This window comes from Aestuariivirga litoralis (genome assembly GCF_003234965.1).
Taxonomy (GTDB): domain Bacteria; phylum Pseudomonadota; class Alphaproteobacteria; order Rhizobiales; family Aestuariivirgaceae; genus Aestuariivirga; species Aestuariivirga litoralis.
Genome location: NZ_QKVK01000004.1, coordinates 39,001 through 56,142, shown reverse-complemented (window position 1 = coordinate 56,142; position 17,142 = coordinate 39,001). Strand labels below are relative to the sequence as shown.

At 67.0% G+C, this 17,142-nt stretch carries 19 protein-coding genes; 8 read left to right on the top strand and 11 right to left on the bottom strand.

Translation table 11 applies throughout. The features are described from left to right. Positions 1-13: 13 nt before the first annotated feature. The 4 genes from cobA to cbiB are packed head-to-tail and all read left to right on the top strand — an operon-like array spanning position 14 to position 4,575. Complete coding sequence (gene cobA / locus DK847_RS09990) at positions 14-883, top strand: uroporphyrinogen-III C-methyltransferase (RefSeq protein ID WP_111198268.1); 870 nt, start codon at positions 14-16, stop codon at positions 881-883. Further along, positions 876-2,150, top strand: coding sequence for a cobyrinic acid a,c-diamide synthase CobB (locus DK847_RS09985; RefSeq protein ID WP_245414581.1), 1,275 nt, complete (start codon positions 876-878; stop codon positions 2,148-2,150). The genes cobA and DK847_RS09985 overlap by 8 nt, the downstream gene beginning before the upstream one ends. After that, entirely contained in the window at positions 2,147-3,607 is a 1,461-nt protein-coding gene (locus DK847_RS09980) for a cobyric acid synthase (RefSeq protein ID WP_111198265.1), read from the top strand. Before DK847_RS09985 ends, DK847_RS09980 begins: the two co-directional genes overlap by 4 nt. Then, positions 3,607-4,575: an adenosylcobinamide-phosphate synthase CbiB gene (gene cbiB, locus DK847_RS09975; RefSeq protein WP_111198263.1), complete on the top strand. Its 969-nt coding sequence runs from the start codon at positions 3,607-3,609 to the stop codon at positions 4,573-4,575. The genes DK847_RS09980 and cbiB overlap by 1 nt, the downstream gene beginning before the upstream one ends. On the opposite strand, the gene cobU is transcribed toward cbiB, so the two are convergent. Then, positions 4,572-5,075 (bottom strand): bifunctional adenosylcobinamide kinase/adenosylcobinamide-phosphate guanylyltransferase, encoded by a 504-nt coding sequence (cobU, locus tag DK847_RS09970; protein ID WP_111198261.1) that lies wholly within the window; start codon positions 5,073-5,075, stop codon positions 4,572-4,574. The genes cbiB and cobU overlap by 4 nt on opposite strands. Then, positions 5,072-5,443, bottom strand: coding sequence for a DUF1636 family protein (locus DK847_RS09965; protein ID WP_111198260.1), 372 nt, complete (start codon positions 5,441-5,443; stop codon positions 5,072-5,074). The genes cobU and DK847_RS09965 overlap by 4 nt, the downstream gene beginning before the upstream one ends. Positions 5,444-5,524: 81 nt before the next feature. On the opposite strand from DK847_RS09965, the gene DK847_RS09960 reads away from it, so the two are divergent. Further along, entirely contained in the window at positions 5,525-6,292 is a 768-nt protein-coding gene (locus tag DK847_RS09960; RefSeq protein ID WP_111198258.1) for an NAD kinase, read from the top strand. 6 nt (positions 6,293-6,298) lie between these two features. On the opposite strand, the gene DK847_RS09955 is transcribed toward DK847_RS09960, so the two are convergent. The 6 genes from DK847_RS09955 to DK847_RS09930 all read right to left on the bottom strand — a co-directional run bounded on the left by DK847_RS09955 (position 6,299) and on the right by DK847_RS09930 (position 11,316). Beyond that, positions 6,299-7,471: a DUF2336 domain-containing protein gene (locus tag DK847_RS09955; protein ID WP_111198256.1), complete on the bottom strand. Its 1,173-nt coding sequence runs from the start codon at positions 7,469-7,471 to the stop codon at positions 6,299-6,301. Between the two features lie 110 nt (positions 7,472-7,581). Beyond that, the gene (locus DK847_RS09950) at positions 7,582-8,799 is read right to left on the bottom strand and encodes an MFS transporter (RefSeq protein ID WP_111198254.1); all 1,218 of its coding nucleotides are present in this window, start codon (positions 8,797-8,799) and stop codon (positions 7,582-7,584) included. A 32-nt stretch (positions 8,800-8,831) separates the two neighbouring features. Next, positions 8,832-9,197: a DNA-binding transcriptional response regulator gene (locus DK847_RS09945; RefSeq protein ID WP_146256094.1), complete on the bottom strand. Its 366-nt coding sequence runs from the start codon at positions 9,195-9,197 to the stop codon at positions 8,832-8,834. A 237-nt stretch (positions 9,198-9,434) separates the two neighbouring features. Then, positions 9,435-10,025 carry a flavin reductase family protein gene (locus DK847_RS09940; RefSeq protein WP_111198251.1) on the bottom strand — a complete coding sequence of 197 codons (591 nt, stop codon included), beginning with the start codon at positions 10,023-10,025 and terminating at the stop codon, positions 9,435-9,437. Next, positions 10,025-10,729: an HAD family hydrolase gene (locus tag DK847_RS09935; RefSeq protein ID WP_111198249.1), complete on the bottom strand. Its 705-nt coding sequence runs from the start codon at positions 10,727-10,729 to the stop codon at positions 10,025-10,027. The genes DK847_RS09940 and DK847_RS09935 overlap by 1 nt, the downstream gene beginning before the upstream one ends. Next, positions 10,726-11,316 (bottom strand): nitroreductase family protein, encoded by a 591-nt coding sequence (locus tag DK847_RS09930; RefSeq protein WP_245414580.1) that lies wholly within the window; start codon positions 11,314-11,316, stop codon positions 10,726-10,728. The genes DK847_RS09935 and DK847_RS09930 overlap by 4 nt, the downstream gene beginning before the upstream one ends. A 203-nt stretch (positions 11,317-11,519) precedes the next feature. Here DK847_RS09930 and DK847_RS09925 point away from each other — a divergent pair, with 203 nt between their 5' ends. Continuing rightward, the gene (locus DK847_RS09925; RefSeq protein WP_111198247.1) at positions 11,520-12,311 is read left to right on the top strand and encodes a hypothetical protein; all 792 of its coding nucleotides are present in this window, start codon (positions 11,520-11,522) and stop codon (positions 12,309-12,311) included. Positions 12,312-12,314: 3 nt separating this feature from the next. Here DK847_RS09925 and DK847_RS09920 read toward each other — a convergent pair whose 3' ends face one another. Together DK847_RS09920 and DK847_RS09915 are read right to left on the bottom strand one after the other, a co-directional pair. After that, positions 12,315-13,235: a pirin family protein gene (locus tag DK847_RS09920; RefSeq protein ID WP_111198245.1), complete on the bottom strand. Its 921-nt coding sequence runs from the start codon at positions 13,233-13,235 to the stop codon at positions 12,315-12,317. Beyond that, entirely contained in the window at positions 13,232-14,245 is a 1,014-nt protein-coding gene (locus DK847_RS09915; protein ID WP_111198243.1) for an LLM class flavin-dependent oxidoreductase, read from the bottom strand. The genes DK847_RS09920 and DK847_RS09915 overlap by 4 nt, the downstream gene beginning before the upstream one ends. Before the next feature lie 100 nt (positions 14,246-14,345). Here DK847_RS09915 and vapB point away from each other — a divergent pair, with 100 nt between their 5' ends. Then, the gene (gene vapB, locus DK847_RS09910; protein ID WP_111198241.1) at positions 14,346-14,576 is read left to right on the top strand and encodes a type II toxin-antitoxin system VapB family antitoxin; all 231 of its coding nucleotides are present in this window, start codon (positions 14,346-14,348) and stop codon (positions 14,574-14,576) included. Continuing rightward, positions 14,576-14,974, top strand: coding sequence for a type II toxin-antitoxin system VapC family toxin (locus DK847_RS09905; protein WP_111198240.1), 399 nt, complete (start codon positions 14,576-14,578; stop codon positions 14,972-14,974). Before vapB ends, DK847_RS09905 begins: the two co-directional genes overlap by 1 nt. 66 nt (positions 14,975-15,040) lie before the next feature. Here DK847_RS09905 and parE read toward each other — a convergent pair whose 3' ends face one another. Further along, positions 15,041-17,089, bottom strand: a complete 2,049-nt coding sequence (gene parE, locus DK847_RS09900; protein ID WP_111198238.1) for a DNA topoisomerase IV subunit B — start codon at positions 17,087-17,089, stop codon at positions 15,041-15,043. Positions 17,090-17,142: the final 53 nt, after the last annotated feature.

Genomic DNA, 17,142 nt, shown 5'->3' with positions numbered 1-17,142 from the left:
GTATAAGGCGGCCATGGGACTTGGACCAACGAAAAGGATCGGCGACTGGGTGAGCTCACCTGAGCAACAGACGGGCTTCGCCCGGCTGGATGCCGAGACCTTCCCGAGCTTCGAGCCGGGCTGGGTTTGGCTCGTCGGTGCAGGCCCCGGAGCACCCGGCCTGATGTCGCTCATGTGCTTCCACGCGCTGCAGAATTGCGACGTCGTCGTCTATGACGCGCTGGTGAACCCGGACATCCTGCGCTGGGTGAAGGTCGGCGCCGAACTGGAATATGCGGGCAAGCGCGGCGGCAAGCCGTCCCCCACCCAGAAGGACATCACGCTGCGCCTGATCGAACTCGCCCAGTCGGGCAAGCGCGTGCTGCGGCTGAAGGGCGGCGACCCCTTCATGTTCGGCCGTGGCGGCGAGGAGTGCCAGCACCTCGCAACCACCGGAATCCCCTTCCGCATCGTGCCCGGAATCACCGCCGGCATCGGTGGCCTCGCCTATGCGGGAATGCCCGCAACCCACCGTGATACAAATCATTCCGTCATTTTCCTGACCGGCCATGACGCCACCGGCAACATGCCGGCCAACGTAAACTGGCAGGCCGTGGCGCTGGCCTCGCCGGTCATCGTCATGTACATGGCGGTGAAGCACCTGGGCGAGATCGCCGCGGCGCTGATGGCGGGCGGGCGGGCCGCGGATGACCCCGTCACCATCGTGTCCAATGCCTCCATGCCGCATCAGGAAGTGGCCTCGACCACGCTGGGCGGGGCCGGCGCCTTCGTGGAAGCCAATGAACCGCCGACGCCGGCCATCGTGGTCGTCGGCAAGGCCGCCGACTGGCGGAGCCTCTTGGACTGGTACAAGGGACCCCTGCGGGAGAACCCGGTTGGCTAAGGCCATCGTCGTCGCCGCGCCCTCTTCCGGCAGCGGCAAGACATTGATTACGCTTGGACTTCTGAGGGCCTTCCGCAATGCGGGCGTGCGCGTGGCGGCGGCCAAGGTAGGCCCCGACTACATCGACCCGCGCTTCCACGAGGCCGCCACCGGCAGGGCCTGCTACAACCTCGACCCCTGGGCGATGAATGCCAGCCAGATCAAGGGCTTGGCGGGCGCACTGGCGCGCGATGCGGACCTCGTGATCATCGAGGGCGTGATGGGCCTGTTCGACGGGCCGCGCGGGGCGAAGGGCTCGACCGCCGACCTTGCGGTGATGCTTGGCCTTCCCGTGATCTTCACCCTCGACTGCCGCCACCAGGCCCAGTCGGCGGCCGCGCTTGTGCATGGTTTTTACAGCTATAACAAGGACTTGGAGCTCGCGGGCGTGATCCTGAACCGCACCGCCAGCGAGCGCCACGAGCTGCTGCTGCGCGAGGCGCTGGGCGAGCAGGTGCTGATGGCGCTGCGCAATGACGAGACGCTGGCCTGGCCGTCGCGCCACCTGGGGCTTGTGCAGGCGCAGGAAAACAAGGACCTGGACGCCTTCATCGAGGCGGCCGCCCTGCGGGTGAACCACAAACCGGCACTGGAGCGCATCCTCGACCTCGCGCGGCCCCTCCATGGCAGCGAAGGTGCCCCGGTTCTGCCGCCCCTGGCGCAGTCCGTGGCGGTGGCGCGGGATGACGCTTTCTCGTTTATTTACAGACACTTGCTGGATGGCTGGCGCCGCCAGGGTGCGAGCCTTTCCTTCTTCTCGCCATTGGCTGATGAGGCTCCCGACCCCGAGGCGGAGGCGGTGTTCCTGCCGGGCGGATACCCGGAGCTGCATGCCGGGCGGATCGCTGGAAACCGGCGGTTCCTCGACGGACTCCGGAGCCACTCGGGAACCGTTTATGGCGAGTGCGGCGGCTACATGGTGCTGGGCGAAAGCCTGATCGATTCCAAGGGGATGGCGCATGGCATGGCGGGGCTGCTGCCGTTGGTGACCAGCTTCGCGAAGCGCAAGCTGCATCTCGGATACCGGCAGCTGGAGCCGCTGACGGACGGACCTTGGTCCGCGAAGCTGATGGCGCATGAGTTCCACTATTCGACGCTGGTGAGCGAGGGCCAAGCGGACCGCTTGTTCGGAGCGCGGGACGCAGCCGGAAACCCGTTGGAGAACATGGGCTTGCGGCGAGGCAAGGTGATGGGCAGCTATGCCCATGTGATCGCGGGCGCGCCATGACGCGGGCCATCATGTTCATGGGCACGGGCTCGGACGTCGGCAAGTCGCTGATCGTGGCGGGGCTGGCAAGAGCCTTTGCAAACAGGGGCTTACGCGTCCAGCCCTTCAAGCCGCAGAACATGTCCAACAACGCCGCGGTGACGGCGGATGGCGGCGAGATCGGCCGGGCCCAGGCGCTGCAGGCGCGCGCCGCGCGGGTGCCGCCCTCGGTGCACATGAACCCCATCCTGCTCAAGCCCGAGACCACCACGGGGGCGCAGGTGATCGTGCAGGGCAAACGCCAGGCCTCGATGACGGCGCGGGAATATTTCCGCAGCCGGATGAGGTACATGGACGCGTGTCTTGAGAGCTTCTATAAGGTGGCGGCGCAGGCGGACCTGGTGCTGGTCGAAGGGGCCGGAAGCCCGGGCGAGATCAACCTCCGCAATGGCGACCTCGCCAACATGGGCTTCGCCGAGGCCGCCGACCTGCCCGCCGTGCTGATCGGCGACATTCATCGGGGCGGCGTCATCGCCTCCATCGCCGGCACCTTCGACATCCTGCCGCCGGAAGATCGCGCACGGCTGAAAGCCTTCCTGATCAATAAGTTCCACGGCGATCCGGAACTGTTTTCGGAAGGCCGGAGCTTCCTCGAACAGCGCACCGGAACCCCCTGTGTGGGTATCGTGCCACACTTCGAGGGGGCACGGAGCCTTCCGGCCGAAGATGCAGTGGCGCTGGAGGATGCGCTCACAACTACACAGAAAGGCGTGAGAATTTCCGTTCTCCGCCTGCCCCGCATCGCCAATTTCGATGACCTCGATCCCTTACGCCTCGAAGCCGGTGTGACGCTGACCTTCGTGCAGCCGGGCGAGCCGATCCCGGCGGACAGCCGGCTGGTGATCATTCCCGGTTCGAAATCAACGGTTTCGGACCTGGCAGCGCTGCGCAAGGAGGGCTGGGACATCGACCTCCTGGCCCATGTGCGCCGCGGCGGTCTGGTGCTGGGCCTGTGCGGCGGCTACCAGATGCTGGGCAAAACCATTGCCGACCCGCAAGGCCTTGAAGCGGAAGCCGGACTCGTTCCGGGACTGGGCCTGCTCGACGTCGAGACCACGCTGCTGTCCGACAAGACGCTGACCCGCATCGGCGGCACCCATGTGCCGACGGGGGCGGCGCTGGAAGGTTATGAGATCCACCTCGGCAAGACAGCCGGGGCCGATTGCGCCCGGCCCTTCGCCCTGCTGGGGGGACGGCCGGACGGGGCGATCAGCGCCTCGGGCCAAGTGATGGGGAGCTATCTCCATGGCTGCTTCGGAAGCGATGCGTTTCGTTCCAAGTTCCTGGAATCGCTCGGTGTTCAGGCCAGCGAGCTGCGCTTCGAGGAGACGGTGGAGCGGGTTCTGGACCAGCTCGCCGCGCATCTCGAGGCCCATCTCGACCTCGACCTGATCCTGTCGCTGGCGAGGGAATTCTGATGGATTGGCCGGTGCTGGTCTTCGGGCGCGCCGCCTGGGCGCTGCTGATCGAACGCTTCGCGGGCTACCCGCAGCCGGTCTTCGACCGCATCAGCCACCCGGTGGTGTGGATCGGCAAGCTCATCGACTGGCTCGACAAGCAGTTGAATGTAAAGGGTGTTTCGCCGCAGGAAGGGCGGCTCCGCGGGGCCGTGGCCGTGCTCATCCTGCTGGCGGCGGCCTTCATCCCCTCCTATTACGTGGCGCGTTTTCTCACCCATTGGCCGCTGGGCTGGCTCGCGGAGGCGTTGCTGGCGACCACGCTGATCGCGCAGAAATCGCTGAAAGATCATGTGCTTGCTGTCTATGACGGGCTCGGCCGCTCGCTTGCCGAGGGGCGCCAGAAGGTGAGCCTGATCGTCGGGCGGGACCCGACGCAGCTCGACGAGGCCGGGGTCTCCAAGGCGGCGCTCGAAAGTCTGGCCGAGAACACGTCCGACGGCATCGTGGCGCCGGTGCTGTGGTATGCGCTGCTGGGGCTGCCCGGCATCGTCATGTACAAGGCGATCAACACCGCGGACTCGATGATCGGCCACAAAAGCGAGAAGTATCAGTGGTTTGGCTGGGCGGCGGCACGGTTGGACGACCTTGTGAACCTGCCCGCCTCGCGCCTCACGGGCTATCTCTTCGCCGCCGCCGAGCCGGCGCGGTTCAGGCAGATTGTCGAGGTGATGCAACGGGATGCGCCGAAACATGGCTCGCCCAATGCCGGCTGGCCGGAGGCCGCCATGGCGGCTGCCCTCGGCGTGCGCTTCGGGGGCCCCCGCAGCTATGACGGCGAGATGGTGGACCTGCCCTACATGGGCGAGGGCCGGGACGACATCACGCGCGATGACATCAAGCGTGGCTTGCGCGTGTTGTCGCGCGCCATGTGGATGTTGTTCTTGATGTTGCTGTTCGTTGCATTTTGCGTTGTCGCCGTTGTCTAGCCCTTGAGCTTCAGGGGCAACCCGGCGGCGATGAAAAAGACATTGTCAGCGATCGCCGCCAGCGCCTGGTTGGCGAGGCCCTGCTCGTCGCGGAAGCGCCGCGCCATGGCATTCTCCGGGACGATCGAGAGGCCGACCTCGTTCGAGACCAGGATGACCTCCGCAGGGCAGGCCTCGAGCGCTGCACAAAGTTTCGTCACCTCCGCCTTGAGGTCGCGGCCATGGTGCATGAGGTTCCCGAGCCAGACGGTGACGCAGTCGAGTAGCACCAGCCCCTCGCGGGGGAGGACGGCGGCGGGGTCCAGAGGGGCCTCGAGGGTCTGCCAGCCGTCCCCTGCCCGCTGGTCGCGGTGGCGGGCGATGCGCTGGCGCATCTCGTCGTCGAAGGGCTCCGCCGTGGCGATGTAGGTGCGGGGGCCGCCGTGCTGGCGGGCGAGGCTTTCGGCGAAGCGGCTCTTGCCGGAGCGGGCGCCGCCGAGGACGAGGGTCAGCCGGCTCATGCGGGAGCCTTCGGGATGCGGGCGATGAAGTGGCCGCGCATGCGGTCCGGCCACTGGCGGAAGGGCACCTCGCCCGTCTCCGACTGCTCATGGAGCGCGAACCAGTCCAGGATGGCCTCGGCCTGCTCGCGCGTCGGCTCGTGGTTGCCGGTGAAATAGGTGAAGCGGTCGTGGTCGCGCAGGACGACGCTGCAGTGCTTGGTGCAGTTCCACAGGCAGGCCTGGGTGACCACGCGAAGCTCGAGGCCGCGGGCGGAGATCGCGTCCCGGACATGGCCGATCAGCGTCTCGCCGCCGGTGCGACCGTCGGGGGCCAGCTTCTCGGTCGCCGAGAACTTGCAGGTCGAACACATCACGATGTCGCGCATGGAGCGGGATTTCTCAGGGTTGCCAAGGGACGGGGCTTCAATGTAGGCAATCTGCTGACCTGTCAACGCGTTGAAAACGGCATGACCTTCCGCTCGATCGCCTTCCTCGCGTCGGACTCGCCCGAGGCCCGCGAGGCCATCCAGACCCTGACCCGGCGGCACGGCAATGCCGACCCCTCGCAGGCCGACTGCGTGGTGGCGCTGGGCGGCGACGGGCTGATGCTGCAGGCGCTGCACCGCTTCGTGTCCACCGGCATTCCGATCTACGGCATGAACCGCGGCACGGTGGGCTTCCTGATGAACGACTACGCGGCCGACGGCCTGGCCGAGCGGCTGGCGGCGGCGGAGCTCACCACCATCCACCCGCTCGCCATGACGGCGGTGGACGAGACCGGCAAGACCCACCGGGCGATCGCCTTCAACGAGGTCTCCCTGCTGCGCCAGCGCCACCAGGCGGCGAAGCTGATGATCGCCATCGACGACAGGCCCCGGCTCGAGGAACTGACCTGCGACGGCATCCTCGTGGCGACACCAGCCGGCAGCACGGCCTATAATCTCTCCGCCCACGGACCAATCCTGCCGATCAATTCGGACCTCCTGGCGCTGACCCCGATCAGCGCCTTCCGGCCGCGCGGCTGGCGTGGAGCGATCCTGCCATCGGCGGCCAAGGTGACGATCTCCATCATGGAAGGCGACAAGCGGCCGGTGGCGGCGGTGGCCGACCACGTCGAAGTGCGCCACGTGCGGCAGGTGGAGGTGGCGCAGGACACGAGCCGCGCCGCGCGCATCCTGTTCGACCCTGGCCACAGCCTGGCCGAGCGCGTGCTGCGCGAGCAGTTCAGGTTCTAGGCGCCCTCAGGCCGCCTGCTGCAGGTCGGCCTTCAGCCGGGTGGCGAGGTGGCGCGTGCGTTCTGCCGCATAGCGGCCGAGGAAGGCGAGGTTGCGTGGCTGCTCGGCGGGCGGCATGGCGGCATAGCGGGTGAGCAGCGTCTCGATGATATGGGCGCCGAACTCGTCGGCCGAATGGTTGAGGCCGTCCTCGCGCTCGTCGGCGGCCACGTCGCAGGCGGCCTGCAGCGTCCAGTAGCAGCTGTCCGGCAACCCGCAGCGGGCATGCAGTGCGCGCAGCCGGCCGCGCTGGTAGACCTGTTCCTCCACCTTGCGCGGCGGCAGTCCGGAGAGCTGGGCGAGGCACTCGATGACCACCGGCATGGCGCCCTGGCAGGCGGCATGCACGATGAGCGAGGGCGTGAGCAACTGGTTGTCGATGAGGAAGGCGATGGCCGGCGGCAGGTCATGGGGGCCGGCCTGGCGCAGCACGTCGAGCGTGGCGTTCTCCTCTGCGTCGGCCACGAGTTCGGCGGATAGCGCGGAGGGCAGCCAGTGGCGCTCGGTGAGCAGCGCGTGGATGCTGGCGGCGGCGCGGCGGGCCTGCACGATGCGGATCACGGGCGGCAGGTCCGGGCGGGCCAGCAGCAGGTCCAGCATGGCCTTCTCGCCACCGAAGCGCTGGTAGAGGGTGCGGAAATGGGCAGCGCCCAGCGTGACATCCGCGTTCTCGAGCAGCAGCGCGTTGACGGCGAGCGAGGCCTCGCGGGTGATGAAGTCCACCGCTTCGGCCGGAAGGCCGGGGCGCATGGCGATGACGGCCTGGCGGGTTTCACCGCCGGCACGCAACACCGCCAGCATGCGCAGCCCGTCGAGCGCCGGCGTGGCCGCGAGGAATGGCAGGGCGATCTCCTCCTCGTCGGAGGCAATGGTGAAGAGCAGGTCGGCATCGAGCACCCGAAGCACCGTCAGCGCGTCGATAAAGCTGCGGCGGACCCCGGCATCGGCGTCCGCCACGAGGCGGCGGGCCACCGGCAGCACCTGCTCGCGCTCGCCCGGCGAGGTGGCGGCATCACCGAGGAACCGGGCGATCTGCAGCGCCAGCGTGGTGCGCCGCGCGGCATCGCCACAGGCGATGACATCCATGAAGACCTGGATGTCGAGGCCGAAGGTGGGTTCCTGCTTGGTGGCGTGCTGCATGCTGTGAGTCTCCGGCGATGATGATGGCGGCGGAGGCTTAATTTTTGGTTCACCATACCGATCGGAGCGTGTGGGAGGATGACCCGTGACAGGCCCCTCCCCGCTCCCGGTCAGTCCTGCAGCAGCGGGGCGTTGGCGGGGGTGGACACCGGGCTCACCGACATCACGTCGCGGCCATGGGCCTTGATGTGGTCCGGATGGCGCCAGTTGCGCCAGAAGGCGAAGCCCGCGAGCGCACCATTGACCACGATCATGAAGATGAGGAAGCCGGCCCGGCCGATCTCGCTCATCAGCGAACCGGCGAGGATGGGGCCCAGGATCGAACCCGCGCCATAGAGCAGCACCAGCTTGGCCGAAGCGCCCAGCACCTGCTCCTTGCGGAGGTGGTCATTGGCGTGCGCGATGACCAGCGAATAGACCGGCAGCGAGACGATGCCGAACAGCGTCATCAGCGCGATGAGCATGAACCAGCTGACATAGTATCCGCCTGCCAGGATGATGGCCGGCACGATGGCCGCGGCGAGGCTGAGCAGCATGATGATGGTGCGCCGGTCGATGCGGTCCGACACCCAGCCGATCGGATACTGCGAGAGGATGACGCCGACGGGGGGCAGCGCCATCATGATCGACACCCAGACCAGCGGCAGGCCCATGGCGAGCCCGAAGATGACGCCGAGCGCGAAGAAGGCGCTCTGCCCCAGGCCGCAGGCGATGACGCCGACCACGGCCAGCGGCGAGGCCTGCCAGATGTCGGCGATCTTCACGCTTTTCGCACCCTCGACGCTCGGCTGTTCCGAGGGCACGAGGATGAGCGGCACCAGCGACAGGGAGAGCAGGCACGAGACGACGATGAAGCGCACGTAGCCCGAGGGATCGGTGATGTTGAGCAGGAGCTGCCCCGCACCCAGCGCGCCATAGGTGACGATCATGTAGAAGGACAGGGTCTGGCCGCGGTTGCGGTTGGAGGACGCGGCGTTGAGCCAGCTTTCGCAGACGATGTACATGCCCGAGACGCAGAGCCCGGTGAGCACGCGCAGCACGAACCAGAAGACCGGGTTGACGAACAGCGGGAACAGCAGCACCACGGTGGAGACGATGGAGGCCAGTCCCGCGAAGGTGCGCACATGGCCGACACTCTTGACGAGGCGCGGCGCGGCGAAGGTGGAGAGCAGCATGCCCGCCGAATAGCCCGCCATGACGATGCCGGTGGTGGAGGTGGAGAAGGCGGCCTGGTCGGCCGAGAGCGACACCAGCGACCCGTTGAGCCCATGCCCGAGGCACAGCATGGCGACGCTGGCGAGGAGAACCCAGAGGGAGGCGTTGTTCATGTCTCCCCTCTCTCAGGCCATTGCGACGGAAATCAGACGGCGATGCCGGCCTGGCGGAGCTTGAAGTGCAGGAGGTCGCGGTCCAGCGGCATCATCAGCACGTCGGCCGCACCCTCGAGGATGGACTGGCCGAACATCTCGGTATCGGGCGTCTCGGCAAAGAGGAAGACGACCGGCGGCTTGCCGCGCGTTGCCATGCGCAGGCGCTTGACGAAGTCCTTCGGTGCGCCGCCATTGGCACGCGCCGAGAGCATGACCACGTCGGGCGAATTGTCGTTGCAGAAGCGCATGGCCTCGTCGGCGCCGCTGGTGAGCGACGTGTCGAGGCCAAGGCCCGACAGCATCTCTCCGAGATACCGGCCCCTGCCCTCGTCATCAATGAGCAGACACTTGGTCATGTCCACAAACCTCTCCGACTCCCCTCGGGCGGGGCTCAACCGCCCGTCACCCGTGAAGGGAAAACCTGCGCCGGGCTGGTTAATGAGCGGTTAACAGGCTTGTCCACAGCTTATCCACAGGCTGTAAACACTTGAACAACCGTGAAAAAGCAACTTGTGCACAGGTTTGTCCACAATGGCGGAATTGCGGCGGGGGGCTGGAGCGCGAAAGGGCTGCCGAACTGAGTCGCGGCCGCGCTAGTCCGGCCGGCGCATGCGCCATGCCTCGGTGACGGTGGCGTATTCGCTGTAGCCGAGCCGGGCGATGGGCTGCATCGCCGCGGTGTCCACCCGGCCATCATGGATGAAGCGGTCGTCGATGTGGATGCCGAGGACGCGGCCGATGATGAGGAAATTCTCGGCATTGCCGTCATCGTCCGGCAGCGAGACGATGCGGTGCAGGCAGCATTCGAGCGCCGCCGGGCTTTCGGCGACGCGCGGCGGCCGGACGATCTGGCATGGCGCCTTGGTGAGGCCGGCCAGCTCGAACTCGTCCACCGACACATGGGCCGAGGTGGCGTTCATCTGCTCGCGCAGCGCGAAGGTGGCGAGGCTGAACACGAACTCGCCCGTCGCCTCGATGTTGCGCATCGAATCCTTCACCGGGCCCGAGCCGAAGGCCACGTAGTGCGGCGACTGCGAGAAGGCGTTGAAATAGCTGTAGGGTGCCAGGTTGGCGCGGCCCTCCGGCGAAAGCGTGGACACCCAGCCGATGGGGCGCGGCGCGACGATGGCCTTGAACGGGTCGTACTGGAAGCCATGATCGTTCTTCACCGCGTCATAGAACATCAGAGGCTCCGCAGGAGTGCTGGAAGATCCGCCACGCTGTCGATGGTGTAGTCCGCAAGGTGCGCGATGTCGTCCCGTCCGGCATTGCCCGAGAGCACGGCAATGGCGAGCCCCGCGCCGCCGTTGCGCGCCTCCTCCATGTCGTGGTGGTTGTCGCCCACCATGGCGATCGATGCGGCCGGCAGGCCGGTGATCTCGGCGAAGCGGCGGATCATGTTGCCCGAGGGCTTGGCCACCGGCACGGTATCGGCCGCGATGATGTCGTCGAAATGCTCGATGACGCCGACATGGGCCATGTGGGCGCGGGCCGAGACGTGGCTGTCATTGGTGGCGACGCCGAGCTTGAGGCCCATGTTGCGGAGCTCGGTGAGCAAAGGCTCCAGCGGCATGAGCGGCGTGAGCTTGTCGCGCACCAGATGGGTGTAGCCATGATCGAGAAGGTGGATCTTTTCGGCCAGCGCATCGCCGGAAAGCTCGGGCCACCAGGTGGCGGCGATCTGGCGGGTGGTGCCGCCGGCGAGCAGCGAACCGGCCTTGAACTTGCCACTGGCGGGATCATAGCCCGCCTTCTGCATCAACGCCTCGGCGCCGGCGAGGTCGGTCGAGAACAGCTCCTGCAGGATCTGGCGGTAGATCGGCACCCAGGTGGCATTGACCTCGATCAGCGTGCCGTCCTTGTCGAAGAGGACGCCCTGGATCTTCATGATGCCTGCCAGCGGGTGAGGAGTGCCGCCGGATCGGGGCGCGGGCGCTCCTCCAGGGGCGCTGTCGGCGTGCCGAAATAGATGAGGCCGGCGAGTTTCTCGCCGGGCTTCAGTCCCATGGCGGCGGCGATCTCGGCATCATAGACCACCCAGTCGGTGTTCCACTGGCAGCCGATGCCCATGGCCGTTGCCGCATAGAGGATGTTCATGCACACCGCGGCGGCGGAGAGCTGCTGCTCCCACACCGGGATCTTGGGATGCTCCTGGGCGGCGGAGACGACGCCAAGCACGGTGGGCGCCCGCAGGAACAGGCCGTGCACGAAGCCCAGCGTCTGCTCGCCATGCTCGGGATGGAGGACCTTCCAGCGCGCCTTCATGACATCGCCGAAGGCGGCGCGGGCGTCGCCCTCCCACAGGATGAAGCGCCATGGCGCCAGCTTGCCGTGATCGGGCACGCGCACGCCGATGCGGAGGATTTCGGCAAGCTGCTCCGCCGTGGGGCCGGGCCCGGCCATGGCCTTGGCGGATGCGGACTTGCGGGTGGCGAGAAGCGCGAGAACGGAACTGCTGTCGTTGAATTGCTGCATGATCATTGCAGTCTGGCGGGAGTGCCCGGAAAAGGCAATGCCGGGGCCGCCATTAACCATTCATTAAGATGCAAATTGCCGGACCGGCAGGCTGCATGATTAGCTGATGCGGCTTGGAGAGAGGAACTTCGCCCTTGCACGATTGCAGACCCCGTGCACGGCATCAGCGCCACCGCGGACAAGGCCTTCGCGCCGTTGTCGCGGTGGCGTTTTTCCTTTGCCCCGCCCTGCCCGCACTGGCCGAGGCCGCACATGGCCTGGCGATCGCGCTGGTGCCACCGGGCCGCGAGGGCCTTGAGCTTTCCGCCCGCCTCACCCCGGATGGCGGGCCCCTGCAGCAGAGCATGTCCTGGACCATCCGCGGCCCTGATGGCGATACGGTGTTTTCCGGCACCGATGGCACGGCCGACGTGTCGCTGGCGCCGGGCGACTACGTGGTCGATGCCGCCTATGGCGCGACGCTGATCGAGAAGACGGTGAGCATTCCGGCCGGCACCCGCCTCAAGGTCGATCTCGTGCTCGATGCCGGCGGCCTGAAGGTGGAGCCGATGCTGGGCAAGATCGACGTGCCGCCGGTCGCCTCACGCGTAAGGGTGTTCTCGATGGACGGGAGAAGACTTATGGCCGTGTCGGTGACGCCGGGCGAGATCATCCGCCTGCCGCGCGGCACCTATCGCGTGGAAAGCCAGGTGTCGACCGGCAACGTCAAGGCGGTGGCCGACGTGCATGTGACGGCGGGCCGCGTGGCGACACTGAAGATCGCGCACAGGGCGGGCCTGGCGCGCCTCGCCTTCGTCGGCGCCCCCAATGCCGCGGTGCGCTGGGAGATCGAGGACCAGTCCGGCAGCCCCATCGCCACGCGTGGCGGCATCAACGCCAATGTCACGCTGCTGCCCGGCACCTACACCGCACGCGCCCGGGTGGGTGCGGAACTGCTGACCGCGACCTTCAACATCGAGGCCGGCGAAGCCCGCGACATCCTGCTGGGGAACTGAGCCCTACTTGTCCGGCAGCGGGATGAAGTCCTTCTCGTCGCCCGGCACGATGGCGAAGCGGGCCTGCTTCCAGTCGTCCTTGGCGGCCTCGATGCGCTCCTTCGATGACGACACGAAGTTCCACCAGATATAGCGCGGGCCGTCCATCGGCTCGCCGCCCAGCAGCATCAGGCGGGCGTGGGTGCGGGCCCGCAGCGTGATGGCATCACCCGGGCGGAAGACGAGGAGACGGCCCGCCTCGAACACCTGCCCCGCCACCTCCACCTCACCGTCGGCGACATAGACGCCGCGCTCCTCGTGGTCGGCGGGCAGCGGAACGGCGGTGCCGGCCTGCATCTGCACATCGGCATAGAAGAGTTCGGAATGGGTCTTCACCGGCGAGGTGGCACCATAGAGCGAGCCCGCGATGATGCGGGCGGAGATGCCGCGCTCGTCGATCACCGGCAGTTCGTGCGCCGCGACATGATCGAAGGCGGGGGCCGCCTCCTCATGTTGCTTCGGCAGCGCCACCCAGCTCTGGATGCCGAAAACTTTCCGCGCGCGCGCAAGGTCCGGCGGTGCCGTGCGCTCGGAATGCACGATGCCCTTGCCGGCCGTCATCCAGTTGAGTTCGCCGGGCGAGATGGGCTGAGCGCTCCCCAGGCTGTCGCGGTGATAGATCGAGCCGTCGAACAGCCAGGTGACGGTGGAGAGCCCGATATGCGGGTGCGGGCGCACGTCGATGCCCTGCCCCGGCTGCATCAGCGCCGGGCCCATCTGGTCGAAGAAGATGAAGGGTCCCACCATCTGGCGGCGCGCCGAGGGCAGCGCGCGGCGCACCTCGAAGCCGCCGAGGTCGCGGGCGCGCGGCACGATGACCATCTCGATCGCATCCGCCGCGGCGGCATCGCCGGGCATCGGGTCGGGGATATGGGGCAGGCTCATGGGCAGGCCTCCTTCACTCTGGGTGCAACCTTGGTGCCGAGCAGTTCGATGGCGCGCATGAGGTCCTTGTGCGGCATGGCGCCGATCGCCATCTGCACCAGGATGCGGTCATTGCGGAACAGCGCGTGCAACTCGATGATGCGGTCCGCCACGCGCTCCGGTTCGCCGATCAGCAAATGGCCGCTGGGGCCGCAGGCAGCCTCGAACTCGCGCCGGCCCGAGGGCGGCCAGCCGCGCTCGCGGCCGATGCGGTTCATCACCGCATTGTGCGGCTCGAAGAAGATGTCCTTCGCGGCCTCGGTGGTGTCGGCGACGAAGCCATGCATGTTGAGGCTGAGCTTCACGTCTTCAGGCTTCCTGCTGGCGCGCGACCATGCCTCGCGATAGAGATCGAAATAGGGCGCGAAGCGCTTCGGGTCGCCGCCGATGATGGCAAGCGCCATAGGAAGCCCCAGCGTCGCCGCGCGCACCACCGATTGCGGCGTGCCGCCAACCGCGATCCACAGCGGCAGCCTGTGCTGCTCGGGGCGCGGATAGAGCGTCACCTTGTCCAGTGGCGGGCGGAGCTCCCCCGACCATGACACGGTCTCGTTGTCGATGAGCTTCAGGAGAAGCTCGAGCTTCTCGGCGAAGAGTGCATCATAGTCGTTGAGGTCATAGCCGAAGAGCGGGAAGCTCTCGATGAAGGAGCCGCGCCCGGCCATGATCTCCGCCCGGCCGTTCGAGAGGCCATCGAGTGTCGCGAATTGCTGGAACACGCGCACCGGGTCCTCCGAGCTCAGGACCGTCACCGCACTGGTGAGGCGGATGCGGCTGGTGCGCGCCGCACCGGCGGCCAGCGCCACGACGGGGGCCGAGACCGCATAGTCCGGCCGGTGATGCTCGCCGAGGCCGAAGACGTCGAGCCCCACCTGGTCGGCGAGCTCCATCTCCTCCACCAGCTGGCGCAGGCGCTGCGGGTGCGAGCCGCCGGGCCCAACGTCCGCAAAGGTGTAGATGCCGATTTCCATGACGAGCCTCGCTTTCGCAGGCTTATATGTAGCGGAGTTGATTACAATTCAAGGGGCATGCCACATTGAAATGTATATCCCCCGTGTATATACTCTCCGCATGAGCCAGTCGCGCGTGTTCAAGTCCAACAGGAGCCAGGCCGTCCGCCTGCCAAAGGCGGTGGCGCTGCCGGAGCATGTGAAGCAGGTGGAGATCATTGCCCGAGGCAATGCCCGGGTGATCATGCCCGCCGGTGGCAGCTGGGCCGATTTCTTCGCCGGACCGCGCATCGACGATGACTTCCTGAACGATCGGAACCAGCCGCAGCCACAGCGCCGCGACGATCCCTGATGCTGGCCTATCTGCTGGATACGGACATCTGCATCCACGCGCTGAAGAAGCGGAACGCCGGCCTCGTCGAAGCCTTCACCGCCCATGACGGCCGCATGGCCGTGTCCGACGTCACCCTGTTCGAACTCTACTACGGTGCCGAGCGCTATGACGACCCGGCGGCGCGCATCGCCATCATCGAAGGCTTCGCAGCCCGCCTCGACGTCCTGCCCTTTGATAGCCGCGCGGCGGTTCAGGCCGGAAACATCCGCGCCACGCTGGAACGCCAGGGCCGCACCATCGGCGCCTACGACCTGATGATCGCCGCCATCGCCCGATCACAGGGACTGGTGCTGGTGACGGGGAATGCTCGGGAGTTCGAGCGGGTTGAGGGATTGAGGGTGGAGCGGTGGGGGTGAGACGGCTTTCCGTTGTCGTCATTCCGGCGCAGGCGCGGAAGACGCGGGAGGACGGACCGAGAAAGCCTAAATATCCAGCCCCTCTTCGCTCACGAATTCCGCCCGCTCCGAGATGAAGTTGAACCGCTCCTCGGGCTTGTTGCCCATCAGCTGTTCGACCGTCTTCGCTGTTGCGGTGCGGGCGGCGTCTTCGAGGGTGACGCGGAGGAGATGGCGCTTGCGCGGGTCCATGGTGGTTTCCTTGAGCTGGGCGGGCAGCATTTCGCCGAGGCCCTTGAAGCGGCTCACCTCCACCTTGCCGCGGCCGGACATTTCGGTGCGCATCAGTTCCTGGCGGTGCTTCTCGTCACGCGCATAGGCGACCTTGGGGCCCTGGGCCAGCTTGTAGAGCGGCGGCACGGCAAGATAGAGGTGGCCCTCGTCGATGAGCAGCGGCATCTGGCGGTAGAAGAAGGTCATCAGCAGCGAGGCGATGTGTGCGCCGTCGACGTCGGCGTCGGTCATGATGATGATCTTGTCATAGCGCAGGTCCTCCTCGCGGTAGGAGGAGCCCGTGCCGCAGCCCAAGGCCTGGATGAGGTCGGCGAGCTGCTGGTTCTGGCTGAGCTTGTCCTTCGTCGCCGAGGCGACGTTGAGGATCTTGCCGCGCAAGGGCAGCACGGCCTGGGTCTCGCGGTTACGCGCCTGCTTGGCGGAGCCGCCGGCCGAGTCACCTTCGACGATGAAGAGCTCGGAACCATCCTTCTGGGTTGCCGAGCAATCGGCGAGCTTGCCGGGAAGGCGGAGCTTCCTCACGGCGGTCTTGCGCGAGACGTCCTTCTCCTGCCTGCGCTTGATGCGCTCTTCCGCGCGCTCGATGATGAAGTTGAGGAGACGGTCGGCCTGGGCCGGGTGGCCGGTGAGCCAATGGTCGAAATGATCGCGCACCGCGGTCTCGACGATGCGCATGGCCTCCACCGTTGCCAGCTTGTCCTTGGTCTGGCCCTGGAACTCCGGCTCGCGGATGAAGACGGAGAGGAGTGCGCCCGACGAGGTCATCACGTCGTCCGCCGTGATGATCGACGCGCGCTTGTTCTGGGTGAGGTCGGCATAGTTGCGGATGGAGCGGGTGAGTGCGGTTCGCAGGCCCTGCTCATGCGTGCCGCCCTCGGGCGTGGGGATGGTGTTGCAGTAGGACGACGAGAAGCCGTCATCGCCGCCGAACCAGGCGACCGCCCATTCGACCGTGCCGTGGCTTCCTTCCTTCTCGACGCGGCCCGAGAAGATCTCGTCCGCCACGCGGTGCTTGCCCTCGATGCGCTCGGCGAGGAAGTCCTTCAACCCGCCGGGGAAGTGGAGCACCGCCTTCTCCGGCGTCTCCTTGTCCTTGATGAGGGAGGGATCGCAGGACCAGCGGATCTCGACGCCGCCGAAGAGATAGGACTTGGAACGCGACATCCTGTAGAGCCGCGCCGCCTGGAAGGCGGTGTTGCCCTTGCCGAAGATCTGCTCGTCCGGGTGGAAGGAGACCTTCGTGCCGCGCCGGCCCGAGACCTTGCCGAGGTTCTGGATGGGCCCCGTGGGCTTGCCGCGGCGGAACTCCTGCCGGTAGAGCTGCTGGCCGCGCGCCACCTCGACGATGACGTGATCCGACAGCGCGTTCACCACCGAGACGCCGACGCCGTGCAGGCCGCCCGAGGTTTCGTAGGCGCCGGAGTCGAACTTGCCGCCCGCATGGAGCGTGGTCATGATGACTTCGAGGGCGGACTTGTCCTTGAACTTGGGATGCGGGTCGACCGGGATGCCGCGGCCATTGTCGGTGACCGCGAGATAGCCGTCCTCGGTGTAGCTGACGTCGATGAAGGTGGCGTGGCCTGCCACCGCCTCGTCCATGGCGTTGTCGAGCACCTCGGCGAAGAGATGGTGCAAGGCCTTCTCGTCGGTGCCGCCGATATACATGCCGGGGCGGCGGCGGACGGGCTCCAGCCCCTCCAGCACTTCGATGTCGGCGGCGGTATAGCTCTCCTCGCCGCGCGACTTGGCCGGGCCCTTGGCGGACTGCGGGCGCGGTGCGGCCGGAAGATCGTCGAACAGGGAGTCGGAGGACTTGGCGGAGGTGCTGCCGGGCTTGGCCATTCTTGTTCCTGAATCGTTTCAGGCGGTGAGTATCCCCTGAGGGGGGTGGCTGG